Source organism: Microvirga medicaginis (genome assembly GCF_052658925.1).
Genome location: NZ_JBQWEL010000028.1, coordinates 20,551 through 34,596, shown reverse-complemented (window position 1 = coordinate 34,596; position 14,046 = coordinate 20,551). Strand labels below are relative to the sequence as shown.

General features: G+C 60.4%; 7 protein-coding genes. All 7 read right to left on the bottom strand.

Annotation, left to right across the window (positions count from 1 at the left end; translation table 11 throughout):
* Window positions 1-10: 10 nt before the first annotated feature.
* The gene (locus ACUXUR_RS24115) at window positions 11-1,750 is read right to left on the bottom strand and encodes a GspE/PulE family protein (RefSeq protein WP_445504884.1); all 1,740 of its coding nucleotides are present in this window, start codon (window positions 1,748-1,750) and stop codon (window positions 11-13) included.
* Window positions 1,738-2,226 carry a prepilin peptidase gene (locus ACUXUR_RS24110; RefSeq protein WP_445504883.1) on the bottom strand — a complete coding sequence of 163 codons (489 nt, stop codon included), beginning with the start codon at window positions 2,224-2,226 and terminating at the stop codon, window positions 1,738-1,740. Before ACUXUR_RS24110 ends, ACUXUR_RS24115 begins: the two co-directional genes overlap by 13 nt.
* 168 nt (window positions 2,227-2,394) lie before the next feature.
* Window positions 2,395-4,773: an autotransporter outer membrane beta-barrel domain-containing protein gene (locus ACUXUR_RS24105; RefSeq protein WP_445504882.1), complete on the bottom strand. Its 2,379-nt coding sequence runs from the start codon at window positions 4,771-4,773 to the stop codon at window positions 2,395-2,397.
* 294 nt (window positions 4,774-5,067) lie between these two features.
* On the bottom strand, window positions 5,068-5,574 hold the full coding sequence (locus ACUXUR_RS24100; protein ID WP_445504881.1) for a hypothetical protein: 507 nt from the start codon (window positions 5,572-5,574) through the stop codon (window positions 5,068-5,070).
* Window positions 5,575-6,113: 539 nt separating this feature from the next.
* Window positions 6,114-6,983, bottom strand: coding sequence for an RHS repeat-associated core domain-containing protein (locus tag ACUXUR_RS24095; RefSeq protein WP_445504880.1), 870 nt, complete (start codon window positions 6,981-6,983; stop codon window positions 6,114-6,116).
* Between the two features lie 118 nt (window positions 6,984-7,101).
* Window positions 7,102-7,443 carry a DUF6572 domain-containing protein gene (locus ACUXUR_RS24090; protein WP_445504879.1) on the bottom strand — a complete coding sequence of 114 codons (342 nt, stop codon included), beginning with the start codon at window positions 7,441-7,443 and terminating at the stop codon, window positions 7,102-7,104.
* 9 nt (window positions 7,444-7,452) lie between these two features.
* Window positions 7,453-13,872, bottom strand: coding sequence for an RHS repeat-associated core domain-containing protein (locus ACUXUR_RS24085; protein ID WP_445504878.1), 6,420 nt, complete (start codon window positions 13,870-13,872; stop codon window positions 7,453-7,455).
* Window positions 13,873-14,046 lie beyond the last annotated feature (174 nt).

The following is a 14,046-nucleotide window of genomic DNA, read 5'->3' as shown; positions in this document are numbered from 1 at the left end:
TATCGAAGCCTCATGACGAGGCTCCCGTCACACGTAAGACCTCTTCCATGCTGGTCTGCGCGCTCGCCACTTTCGAGAGGCCGTCATCAAGCAATGAGCGCATTCCCGCCGAGCGCGCCGCTGCGGCTAGCCAGGTTTCGTCTGCCTTATCGAGCAGAGCTTCCCTGACGTTGTCACAGATGATGGCAACTTCCGCGAGAGCTAGTCGTCCGGCATAACCGGTATGCTGGCATGCCTCGCAGCCCGTAGCCCTGAAGCTGACCTCAGGAGGTGCGGCCTGGTGCTTCCAGATGTGTCTCTGCCAAGAGCCGGCTTCTTCTGGCTTTCTACAATGGGGACAGAGCCTGCGCACCAAGCGCTGCGCCATACTTGCCCGGATCGTCGAGGCAAGCAGGTAAGGTTCGATCCCCATATCGACGAGCCTCGGCAAGGCTGCTACAGCCGTATTGGTATGGATTGTCGCTAAAACCAGATGGCCTGTCAGGGCCGCTTGGTTGGCAACCACTGCTGTCTCGCGATCGCGGATCTCGCCCACCATAATCACATCAGGATCGTGCCGCAAAACAGCCCGCAGGGTGCTGGCGAAGTCGAGCCCAATTTTGCGATTGACCTGGATCTGATTTACCCCTTCAAGCTGATACTCGATGGGATCTTCGACAGTGATGATGTTCCGCTGTGGTTCGGCGATTGTCTGCAAAGCCGCATACAACGTTGTTGTTTTGCCAGACCCTGTCGGACCTGTTACGAGGAATATCCCATGTGGATGTTTGAGAACGCTATTGATATTCTCAACCACCGGAGCAGAAAATCCGAGCGCGTGAAAGTCCAAAGCAACCGCGGACCTGTCGAGAACGCGCAAGACTGCACCTTCTCCATTCATGTGCGGTATAGTAGCCAGTCGTAAGTCAATTTCGCGGCCCCGCCAGGCAATGCGGATGCGCCCGTCCTGTGGGAGGCGCCGTTCAGCAATGTCAAGACCCGCCATAATCTTCAAACGAGAGACGACAGCTGCATGGAACTCGGCCGTTGGAGGAGTGACATCTCGAAGAATACCATCGATGCGATAACGGATCCGCGAGCCCGTCCGGGTGGCTGAGATGTGCAAGTCGGACGCCCCCAGCTCGATCGCGCGATCGATGAGGTTGTTGACGATCCGAACAACAGGTGCATCGCTGGCCTGATCCCGCAGCCGCTCAATATCCGCGGTCAGGGCATGATCGGATGTGATGAGAGGGCTTTCCTGACCCTCCAATCCTTCCATTCTCCCGTACAGCCTTTCAAAAGCGGCTGCAAACTCGCCATGACGTGCAATCCTGCACGAGACCTCGAGTCCAGTTTTCGCGGCAATCGCCGCTGGCGTGAACAAGTCCAGGGCATCAACAACAGCAAGTTCGAGGGAACTGTTGTGGACCCTTAAAGGGATCACCTTTGCATGCCTGAGAAAGGCATCCGAGAGGGTCTCCCGTAAGAGTACTTCATTCGGGTATTCGCCCGGTTCTGCAATTGTAAGCCCAGTGACAGTCGACCACGCCAACGCAAGTTCAGAGTCGGAAACGATTCCGAGCTTGTTCAAGACCAGATCAAGCCGTTCCCTGCTTTGCTCGGAGGCTCGTTGACCGCGTGTGAGAGACTGCAGCGTAAGTGCGCTGCGCTGAACCAGCACATCGATGACTGCCTCGATTGCTGCGCGAGGACTGGAAACCGAGGGTAGGCTCGGTTTATCGTTGCTTTGGAGGACTACTCCATCCATATCGCAGTCCCAAATTCCTGGAGCGACCAGATGAAGAGCGTTGTCGCACTCAAGAACGGTGCGAAGGGTACACGGCCCTGTAAATTGAAACGCGGGTCTATCACTTTGCGGGTAAGGAGATAGATGAGCGCTGAGACTGAAGCCAGCAGGACGAGCGGGGCTACACCTTGCCATCCGACCCAGGTGCCGGCACCAAGCATGAATTTTGCGTCGCCGAGACCTAAACCCTCATGGTGCCGGATGCGATGGAATGCGATGGCAAGCGCCATGAAGCCGCCGCCGCCAAGCACGCCTCCGAGTATCTGTGGCATAAGAGCATGATGCGACGACATCACGGCGAAAGCCACGGCCCCGGTAAGACTTGCTCCGCTGGCTAGGTTGGGAATGACATAGCGGCGAATATCGACCAGCGTGCAGACGAGGAGCACGCCACTCAGGTAAGCTGTGAATAGGTAAAGCAGGGCTGAGTCATTCATCTTCTGTGCCAACCTGATGGGCCCGCAGCGTGGAAATCTCGAAGATTTTGCAAATCGATCGACAAGGAACTGCGTCGATGCCTCGCGTGAGTTGAGACATTCTGAGTCTCTCCCCTTGATCGACGGCACACTCGCTAATAGGTCTTATCAAGGCTCAGACATCCTCTGCTAGAAATTCCAGGTAAAATTGCCCGTGAGAGCATGGTCCTGATCGAACCTTCCGATCTGTCCCTGATAGAGCACGCTGAGGCTGGTGGTCCTAGTCGGCTGCCAGTCAAGCCCAAACTCGGCCACAAGACTGTTGCGGTCGACAGGTGCACCTGATGCACGCGAAACAAGCTTATCATTCACCGGGACCAGCAGAACTTGCGGCATGAGATCGCCATAAGCGCGTTGCCAACCCAGGGTCGCATTAAGAGCAATCGGCAGAGTTTCGCTGATCATAGCATTTAAATGCGCTCCGACCGTAACCGTCCCGACACTATGATTGGTGGCATCTGCGTTGAGGGCTGCGACTCCTCCGGTTTCTCGAAAGCCATCCGTCTGCACCTTGAAAGCTGCTGCACCAAGAAACGGTTCGATGCGGAGTCGGCCGCGACCGAGCGCATAGCCGATTTCGCCGAAACCCTGTAGGGTTGAACCACTATAGGAGGCCTGGGATCGGTCAATAAAACCTGCAGCCTCGACCCCGTGCTGGCTTTCGATGGCGTGACCTGCAAAACCTGCACCTAATCGCAGCTTGAGCGCCCCCCGTTCCGTTGCGCCATAGAGAGCACCAACCACGCTCTCGGTCGTCCCTGAAGCAAGCCTGCGATCAATATCCAACGTATCGCGCACAAAGCCGCCGGCGACGCCCAGGCGTGTGGCCGGTGTCAATTGGGCTCCTGCGCCGAGAAGGAATCCTCCGGCAGATCGTTCAACGCTTGCACTCGTATGATGGCTTTGAGCCTGCCCCCACGAGCCAAGGGCTTCTCCCCAAAACGTGAGACCCGATGCTTGAGGGAGATCCTGAGGATTTGCTGCACCTTCGCGTTCGACTCGACGCAGGCGCGAGAGGAGGGTGCTCTGCACAAGCTGATTGTCCTTGTATATGCTCCCAATGGCAGCAGCATGTATTTCTCCTGCTTCGCTTGGCTTGACCCTCGGTTTGAGAGTGAGAGTAACGGTTTGCCCCGTGTAGTTCAGAGTCGCTTCTACGAAGGGAAGGACGTCCTTCTGCAGCGGTGAAAATCTTCCCTTGATACCCTCACGGGCTCGCATGATGAGGTACGGAACTGATGTCTGGTGCTGCCCACCGATCAGAACAATGTTTAACGTGGTGCGCGAAGACAGACGAATGACACCGTCCGATGTCAGAAGATCGGCTTGGCCGGCGCTATTCACTTCGACTCGATAGGTGGAACCCGGTGCGAAGCTGGCGTCGCCGTTGACATGCAGATGTCCGATAGAATTGCCAGGAGCAACTGTCGATCCGGCCGAGGCGAGCACGCTGCCAATCAAGCCATTGCCCGATAGCGTCGTATCTCTCCCGAGACGGACAAGTGAGTTGCCCAGATGGCCGTTTACAGACAAGTAGCCTTGCTGAACATCGGTCGTACCTGAGAAGTCACTCGTGCCCGACAGATCGAGTCGTCCGGCACCTACCTTTGTCAGAACTCCAGTACCGGTGATGGCGCCAGCGAATCTACCGTCCTCACTCTGATCAAAGACAAGGATACCGTTGTTGAGGACATCACCTCTACCCAGGCTTCGGGCTGAGGCGATAACGCGGCCATCTAGAATGGCTGTACCGCCTTTGTAGGTGTTCAGCCCGGCGAGAATGACGGTATTCCCCCCGTTGATCGTGAGGCCTCCAAAACCTGTGATCGGCCCTGACAACGTGACGATTGGAGCGGTTGCAGTATCAATGGCTCCACCGCCCGACCGCAACGTGATTGGCTGCGCAAACACCATGGAAGTGGTGGGGCGAAGGGTGCCACCATCAAAAACGATCGTCTCTCCATTCGCGCGACTGTCCGTCTCCACGAAATAGGGCTTGGAGGTATCGATCCAGCAGGTGGTCGTCAGCGCAATGCACCCTGATCCATCGAGGATAAATGTGTAGTCGGAGCTCCCGGCGCTGAAGATCGCCACATACGAGTAAACAGTGCCTGCTTCCAACGAAAAGCTCATCGTGGACGAGCCGAGATCCTGGATAAAAGCAATGACATTGGAGAGTGGCGTTGACGGTGTGCCAAGCGAGGGAGCGAATGGTCCCTGGACGAGATAGAAGCCATTCTGCACGGTCGGCGTGAGAAGGGTGCCGGAATAGGTGCCCGAGCGGTTGACCGTGAACGTACCCATTACATATGGAAACGGCCCCCCGTAACTGGTGAAGTCCGTAATCACCGTGCCTGTTGGGGAAATCGGATAAGGAACGTTTGATTGCGGCGTGTCAACGGTCACGGTGCCGTCAACATGTTCTGTATCGGCCCATGTCGGTGAGTTGAAAAGTGATCCTATGAGAAGAGCAGCGGTGCAGGCTTCCAACACCTTGTTCTGCCGCAACGGAAATCTCCCGTTACCTGCAAGCCCTCTACGCCCTGGTTCCATTTTCCCGCTGAGGAGCCATTCGGCTTTTTGTGGGCCCATTGTTTTCTTCTGGCATCCAGGACAGCCGCGTCCAGGTGGCGGAGCGGCGGCTCGTATTGGTCTTTTCGAAGACGCTGCAGTGTACTTACGCGTAACGGGAGCCTCACTTAGGCGCCGATAAGGTGCACCCGGAAGCGAATCTCAACCACACGTAGGCTAGGAGGATGAGCCTAGCGCTACAATATTGCATTTGGAGAGGGGATCACTAATTCACAAGCTGTTGCAGTGTTGCAACTCATGACCATACGTCATGTTTCTGCGGATTGCTGCCGACTTGAGTAGCGCCGCGCCGACATCGCTGATGCGGAAGTCAGGGCTCGGGTACTTGTGCCAGACGCCGTCTGCTGAGCGCTCCACGTCAGCGCCTAAGTACAGCGTCTCCTGCACCCCTGTGGCCGAACGCACGATCTTCTTCAGCCGCGTGCCGTCGGGAGCGTAGACATAGGTGCTCGTGACCGGCTCGCCGCGCTCGTTCGTCGAGGCCACGCCGACCGGCCGGTTCTCCGCGTCCCAGCTGTAGCTGCGGCCGCCGCTGCTCAACAGATTGCCGTTGGCGTCATAGGTGTAGTCCTGCCCCGCCACCTTGGTCGGCGTATGCGGCCGGGCCGAGCCCACGCCTGGATACTCGTAGGTGCCCACGCCCGAGTTGGTGAGCATGTTGCTGGCCTTGTCATAGCTGAAGTTCTGCGCAGGCCCCGTCCCCGGCGTGGCGGTCAACAGCTCGTCGCGGCAGCATCCGTCACGTGGATAAGATCGCCCATGTTGTAAAAGCCCGGAAACATCTGGGCCTTAAGAGCCTGAGGTGCTCAATACTCTTGCAAGTGGCCCATTTTTAAAAGCTGCGAGCGCAAAACCTGGCTTCGACCCTTCTGCTAACTCGCCGATAGTTAGATCTTTGAGAAGGATCTCGGCTCGCAATCCACCCGGCCTATTAAGCCACCTGACTTGAAGGTCTTGAGGGCCCGAGGGCAGAGGGAATGCCGTGTCCTGCCGCACGAATTCTGCCGGGTTGGCGAAGGGTGCCTTGTTTCTATCTGTCCACTCAGGAGCGGTTGGTGCTTTACAGCGATTGTACAGCCAAACATCACCTGCAATCTCACCCTCCCCAGAGATATAGTATGCGTAGCAGACACGCCCGTCATCTTCGATCACGATTGATGGTCCTTTGTCAGAATAATCACTCGTTATTCTGAAACCTGTCGAATCTTCCACTATCCCACTCCTTTGACCAATAATCCCTGCGCTCTTTTGTGAATTCAGTTCGGTCTATCTGGCTCGGCTCCTGCCCAGTATTCGGGTGGTTTTTTTGAGAAATTTTCTCCAAGACGATGATCTGTCCTTGTCATTTCAGTCTTGGGGGTCCCTGGTAACTGCTCATTGTGATGCAGTTCAACAGGATGCCCATCATCACCTACTGGCGCCCGCCCCCGACCACTTGGTGGTGCGCTCAGACGGCTATCCGGGAGCTTTGTACTTACCCAAGCTTTTTCAACTGCAAGCGCATCCTCTACCGAGATAAGCCCTGCATCACGCAATTGGTTTGCCTGAGCAGGCGTTGCTCTTCCACCCTGCCACGCTTTTACAGCTTCGTTGATGCTGTACTTGGCACCGGCTTCCTTCTTCCAGTCCGGCAGGTTCTGAGCTGTCTTAATAGGACGATCAGTTACCTCATCGGGCTTCTTCTCGTCCTTTCCAGGAGTGTTACCTTCCTTGGCTGGATCGCCGCCTTTCTCATAGTCATCATCGTTGGAGCCCGGCGGGCCGTCAGCCGTCATGCCACCATTCGCATCGACCGACTTGCCGCTCGGATCCCGTTTATTGACCGGATCATTCAGCGAGTACGCATACCGGTTCGTCCCCACACCCGGCAGGATCGGATCGAGGCTGTCGGGCGAGATGAAGCGGGCGAGCACGGGATCGTAGTAGCGCGCGTTCAGATACAGCAGACCCGTCTCGCCGTCGAAGCGCTCGCCGATGAAGCTCTTCGGCTCGGGATCCGATCCGCTCGTCGTCGGCTTCCCATACGGCGCATACGCCGTGCTCTTCTTCAGCCCCGCATAGGCATCGCTCACCGACCTCACCGAGCCTAAGTGGTCCTTGTGCAGCACCATCACCTTGCGCGCCACGCCGACGTCGCTGAGGCGGAACTCAGGATGCGGGTACTTGTGCCAGACGCCGTTAAGAGCGCCCTAAAGATTACAAGCGTGTGCAGCGTCCGCTCAAATTATTACTACGCCCGCAACATTAGTGTGAGTCAAGTATTTCAACTCTGAGAGATATGTTATTTTTTTGCAGAAGCGCTCCTAAGGCAGAGATCAACTTAGCGCCCTTACCCTCGGGACTGTGCTTGCAAAATAGAAGTATGACAACATCCCGTCTGGATAACTGTGGAAACTTGTAGTTCAGCTCTCCATTGATTACAAAATCAAGATAAGACTCAACTTTTCTTTCCAAGATGTCTACATGATACTGAGTGCTTTCGTCATCCGAATCCCATTCGAGATGATCTGTTATGACAAGCAAAACCTTGCCAGTCCCATGCTCAGTGCGGATGAAGTCAATCTTATTCGTTTCTTCAACAGACACTTGCAGTTCCTAAGGGCCAAATATTATGTCAACTTGGGTGGGGGGCAGCTCAGTCCCTCCTGGGAAAGGCGACTTACCTGCCCCTGTCACTGTACCGCCATTCTGAGCGAAGTCGGGAAAACCTACCCGCTGATTAGGGGAAAGGCGAGCCGTAGATGATGCTTTGCACTCTATACATCCAACGGCTCCTGTCATTGGATCCTTAGTGAGCAAATCTGCGCGGAATCTAGCTCCGTTAGACGTGACAATAGTAACTTCTTCTGCAACCTCCAAACCCATTGATTCCAATCTATCTTTTACGGACTGCTTGAACTCTTCACCAACCTGCTTATTTGCCGCGAGACGCTCAGCTGGACTCATGGTCCGAGGTGCGTTAGCGATTTTCTCACTTTGGGCCAATTCCCTTGCGGATCGGGATGCTCCGCCCGCTTTGATTTCTTCAAGAGTACGTTGATAGCGTGAAGCTGCTCCATTGTAGTTCTTAGATGCAAGATCGACGGCAATCCCCATGTTTGTTCGGTCATCATGGAGTGCCCCAATTTTGCTAGCCGTCTTGGTATCGAGATATTCGCCTAACGCAGCGTCAGCAGGCTTTTCAGGATCTAAGGCCATCTTGTCGGATTCCCAATCCGCCAGAGCTGCAGTCTCAGGGTCCGACGAGCCTTTCACACTTTCCAACTCACTCCCGCTTGGATCCCGCTTATTGACCGGATCATTGAGCGAATACGCATACCGGTTCGTCCCCACACCCGGCAGGATCGGATCGAGGCTGTCGGGCGAGATGAAGCGGGCGAGCACGGGATCGTAGTAGCGCGCGTTCAGATACAGCAGACCCGTCTCGCCGTCGAAGCGCTCGCCGATGAAGCTCTTCGGCTCGGGATCCGATCCGCTCGTCGTCGGCTTCCCATACGGCGCATACGCCGTGCTCTTCTTCAGCCCCGCATAGGCATCGCTCACCGACCTCACCGAGCCTAAGTGGTCCTTGTGCAGCACCATCACCTTGCGCGCCACGCCGACGTCGCTGAGGCGGAACTCAGGATGCGGGTACTTGTGCCAGACGCCGTCTGCTGAGCGCTCCACGTCAGCGCCTAAGTACAGCGTCTCCTGCACCCCTGTGGCCGAACGCACGATCTTCTTCAGCCGTGAGCCGTCGGGAGCGTAGACGTAGGTTGAGGTGACCGGCTCGCCGCGTTCGTTGCTTGCGGCCACCGCCGCCGGCCGGTTCTCCGCGTCCCAGCTGTACGTGCGTCCGCCGCCGCTCAACAGATTGCCGTTGGCGTCATAGGTGTAGGCCTGCCCGTTCACCGTGACAGGCGTATGCGGCCGGGCCGAGCCCACCGGCGGATACTCGTACGCGCCCACGCCCGAGTTGCTGAGCAGGTTGCCGGCCTTGTCATAGCTGAAGCTCTGCGCAGGCCCCGTCCCCGGTGTGGCGGTCAACAGCTCGTCGCGGTTGTTGTAGATGTAGGTCCAGCTCTGGGCGGCATTCACCGCATCGGCGAGCTGCGTGATCCGCCCGGCCGCGTCGCGGCTGTAGGTCAGATCGATCAGCCGCGTGGCGGCTTGCGTGCGCAGGCTCATCAGCCAGCCGCGTGGGGCCGAATACGTGCGCGTGGTCTCGGCCCCCGATGCGTATTTCACCTTCAGCGGCTGGCCCGACGCATCGTAGCTGACCTGGGTCAACAGGCCCGGAATGGCGGTGAGCCGTCCGGCGCCGTCGTATTTCCAGGCGGTGGCGGCGCTCGCCTCGTGGCCGACCTCGTCGAGGGCCGCGCCCATGCCGAGATAGCGCCGCGCCTTCACCCGCCCGCCGCGGTCGTAGGCGGTGACGGACGTGGCGGTCCGCCCATCGACCGCGTGGACCTCCTCCACCTTGCGCCCGTCCCGGTCGTGGTTGAAGCGCAGGGCGGCGGCGGCATTCGACAGGCTCGTGAGCCGGCCGATGTTGTAGAAGCCGGAGCGCGGCTCGTCATAGACGTAAGTCGTGACCTCGCCGGGGGCGGCCGGATCGGCCTGCGCCGTCTTGGTCTTCACGCGCCCGAGCGCGTCCGAGGTGAAGGCAAGCACCTGCCCCTTGGCGTCGGTCTGGGTCAGGAGCCGTCCAGCATCGTCGTAGGTGGAGCGCCACAGGCCCCGGTCGGGATCGTCCGCCGTCAGCCGCCGTGAGAGCGTGTCGTAGGTGTAGGCGAAGCGATGGCCGGCGCCGTCGGTGAGGGTGAGGAGGCGGCCTAAGCCGTCATAGGTCATCGTCGTCGAGACCGCCTCCGCCGTGCCGGGCAGCTTCTCCTGCCGCAGCGTCAGGCCACGCACGTCGCGATGCAGATCAGTGCGGCGCCTCAGTTCGTCGGTGGTCTGCACCACGTCGAAGCCGAGCCGGTCGCGGCTCGCGGCGTAAGCCGTGATGATCGCATTGCCGTCGGGCAGCACTTGGCGCACGCGCCGGTCGAGACCGTCATAGAAGGCTTGAGTCCATAGCACCGGCTGGCCGGCATAGTAGGGGCGCGAGCTGCGCACCACCTGCCCGCGGGCGTTGTAGGCGGTATCCGAGACGATATCCCGCCCCGCCGGACCTTTGGAGGCTACGCGCCAGGGCCGGCCGAAGCCGTCGAGCGTGGTGCGGGTGTATTGCTCGGAGATGCCGTCGGCGGAGGGCGTGTAGACGATGCTGCCCTGGCTGTCGGGCTTGGCCAGCGGATAATAGACAATGCGGGTATAGCCGCCGCCGGGCAGGCTAGTGCGGGTCGGGCGGCAGAACACGTCGTAGGTATAGGTGGTCGTCTGGCCGTTAAGATCGGTGGTCTCGTCCGGCTTGCCGCAGACGAAGCTGCGATAGGTGGCGGTGGTGAACTGCCCAAGCGCGTTGGTGACCTTCACCGGATAGAGATGATAGGTGCTGTCGTAGACGGTAGAGGTGGGATTGTTGAGCTCGTCCCGGACCGTGATGCGATTGCCCCACCGATCGTATTCGTACGTGCGGGCGACGAAAGCGCTCTTGGTATCGAGCCAGCGCAGGAGCCGCACCAGGTCGCCTTCCGCATTATACGCGAACTGCGTCTTCGAAAGCTCCCGGAAGGCGCCGCCGGAGAAGCCGGAGACCGTCTCCTGCACCGGGTTGTTCACGATGAACTTCCTGACGTCGGGGCGGTAGAGGCGCACGATCTTGCGCTCGTCCCCGCTCACATCCTCGCGTCCGTATTCGGTGAGCATGGTCACGTTGTTGAACAGGTCGAAGGCGCGCGCCACCGCGCGCCGACGCCCGCCGCCGGCGAGATGCTCGGTGGTCACGGTCTTGGTGTTCTGCGTCCGGTACGGCACCTTGGTGGCATTGACCGCGTAGGTCTCCTCGGTGGTGCGCAGCGTCACGGTGCCGACCTTGACCTGCTTGCGCGCGATCTTGCCGATCGAGGCGAGATCCTGGCGGAAGGTGTAGTGATGGGTGGGGCAGGTTCTCTCGCCCGCCGTGCAGGGCAGCGCCATGGTGACGGTCTTGAAGCCGAGAAAGCGCCGCTCGCCCTTGTGCCATTTGCCGTTAAGATAGGTGAAGGCGGTGGTGGCGCTGGTGCCGCGCCCGTCGTTCTTGGTGATGCGGCTCACCGTCTGCAGCACGAAGGGCAGGCGGTTGGAGGTGCCGGGGGTGGGCGTGTAGTGGGACGACGGCTTGTAGGCGATGCTGGTGGTGCCGCCCCAGATATTGGTGGTCTGGGTCATCAGGTCCTGCGGTGCCCCGGTGCCGAGCCAGAGAATGGCGGGCTGGGAGAAGAACGTTGGAGCGTGCACCAGGTCGGTTTTGCCGTCGCCGTTGAAGTCGGCGGCCTCGCCGGAAAGGGCGGCCGGTCCCGCGATCGCCTTGAAGCTGCCGCCGCGGCTGAGCAGCAGGGTGGCGCGGCTGTTGGTGGAGAGCGGCAGGAAGAGGTCGGTGCGCCCATCGCCGTCGAAGTCGCCGACGCCAGCGCGGCTGCGCTGATAGGGCACGAAGGAGCCCCAGCGCTCGATCGTGAAGCTCTTGCCGGTGGACAACAGCACCCAGACCGTCTGGGTCCGCGGGATCAGTGAGGCGAGATCGGCCCTGCCGTCGCCATTGAAGTCGCCCACCACAAGCTCGCGCTCATAGCCTTCCGCCGGCGTCGCGCCGCCCAGGGGCTCGATCGCCCCTGCGGCCGAGGCGCCTGTTGCGGAGGCCTCCGCAACAGGCTCGCCCCAGGTCTCCGACCCGAGAGGCTCCTGCCCCAACGGCCTCTGCTCCGGGAGCTCGTTCGCAAGAGGCCCATCCGCAAGAGGCCTATCCACAAGAGGCCAATCGGCAAGGAGCTCTTGCACACGCATCTCCTTCCTGGGCGCCGCAAGCCTGGGGCTGTCCACGCCGTCGATGCCCAGAACATCGGCCGGCACCGGGGTGAAGGAGCGCTTGACGAAGCCAGTGCCGGTGGAGAGGAACAGGCCCAGGCCCTTGCCATAGACCGAGACCTCGCGACAGACGAGATCGGCTTTGCCGTCGCCGTTGAAGTCTCCGACCTTGTACGGCCCCAGGGTGGACCGGTAGCATGGCTGGAACGGGATCACCGTCCGGCTGGGCTCCCTGCCCGGTCCGTTCGACGAGTAAAGCGTGTTGCCGAACAGAAAATCGACCTTGCCGTCGCCGTTGAAATCGGCCGCCGCCGAGGCGCCCCAGCCCGGCGGCGGCTCGCCGGTTCCGGTCTCCGGATCCACGGATTCGCGGGGACCCCAGGCCTGAATCGTATAGGTGCGCTTCTTGTCGTCGAAGCGGTAGAGCGCGGTGCTGAGATGATACTTGGTCTGCTCGACCGTTTCGCTGCCTTCGACAGAACTGGTCTTCTCGGTCCAAGTCGTGGTGCGCAGGAGCTGCTGCGTGCCGGATCCGTCGAAGTCGCCGGCCTGCCAGCGCCAGCTTCTGTTCGTGATGCTCGTGGAGCCCGCCAGCAAAGGCCCGGCGGGGGACGCACGGCCCAAGGCCTCGTCGGGATCGGTCGAGACGGGGGTGAGCGCCACGAACTTCGTAGGCCCGCCGGTGCCGGCCATCGCCAGACCCAGGCCACACAGCTTCCTCTCCACCGGATCGCCCCCATAGGGATCGCCAGGGGGAGTGTTCTCGATCTTGCAATAGCGGACCTTGATGAGGTCGACGCGCGCATCGCCGTTCACCTCCACCGCCTGAAGCCCGTAATTGTCTCCCGGGCCGTAGGTGTCGCCGGGCCGGTTCGGCAATTCGCGTTTGGCATAGGCGACGGCGCTGCCGGAATAGGTGAAGCGGATGGCCGGCAGGGAGCTGCCGCTCTTGATGGTGCGGTCGGGGTTGAACACCACGTTGCTGGCATATTCCTTCACTGCCACCAGCCGCGACGAGTCCGTGATGGGGCCGCGGTCGTAGGAGAGCGCATAGGCGCGCGTCTCGCGCTTGCCGACCTGCACCCGGATGGTGCGGAGGCGCTGACCGACCTGCTCCAGGCTGGCGCCTGTGGCCACCGGCATCGGATCCGGCTTGGCCTCGCGGTAAAGGCTGATCAGAGTGCCGTTGTAGCTCACCGTGCTCAGGTAGCAGACGGTGGCTGAGGCGCATTGATAGCCGTACTGCACCTTGTTGCCATGCGTGTCCTCGGCCATTTGAAGCAGGTAGGTATGGTGCTGGAGCAGGTTGGCGTCGGTTGGGCTGCTTGCGCCGAGCAAGCCGGAGGAGACATAGGTGTAGGTCGTGCCGTCGCGGGCGGTGACGGTCCAGCGGTTGCGCTCATCATCGCGCACGATGCGGCGATAGCTTTCGATCCGCGTGGTGTGCGTGCCGCCGGTCTTGCAGCTCGCCCCGCCCATGTCGCGGGTGCAGGGGGCCAGCTCCTCGCCATCGAGCATCCAGCGGTCGTTGAGGTCGAACAGCGGCGTGCCGCGCCGGGGGGCGATGCGGACAATGCTGGAGAAGCCCTCAAGCGACCAGCCGGTGCCCACCCAGCCGGCAAGGGCCCGGCCGGCGGCCAGGCCACGGTTGGAGTCGTAGACCAGGCGCAGCTTGGGCTCGAGCCCATGATAGGGCGGCACCTCGATCGGTACCGAATAGGTGTAGCTGCCGTTGAAGGGCGCCTCCGGGGCCTCGATAGCCTTCGGGTCCGTGCCGCCCGGGATCTCCGCCGGGGCATTGGAGCCGCTCTCGGCCAGCGTTGGCGCCTTGGCATCATCGGCCGGGTGGAGGGGAATAGGAGCACCGTTCTGCGGATCGGTTCCCGCAGCGCTGGCTGGATCGGGCGGGAGATCCTGGTCCCAGGGATCCGCGGAGACGCCGGATTCGAGATTGGTGTCGGGCGCGTCCTCGGGTTCAGCGGGGTTCGGGTCGGAGATGGTGGCGGAGAGGCTAACCGGTGGAACCTGAGCAGCCTCAGCGGACCACGGGCTCAAGCCCGTCAAAGCAAGTACAAGAGCTAACATCAAGGCCAGGCGAGAGAGATTCCAGTCTCCTAAAGCATGGCTCCGCCAGCGCTGTGCCTGGGATCGTGTCATTGTTGCCCCCGCCCAGCAGCGCCCGTCTTAAGGTGGCATGAGGATCGGCGCCGCTAATTACAGTTGCAAGGTTATAATGTGCAGACAGCATCCCCGGCAAGA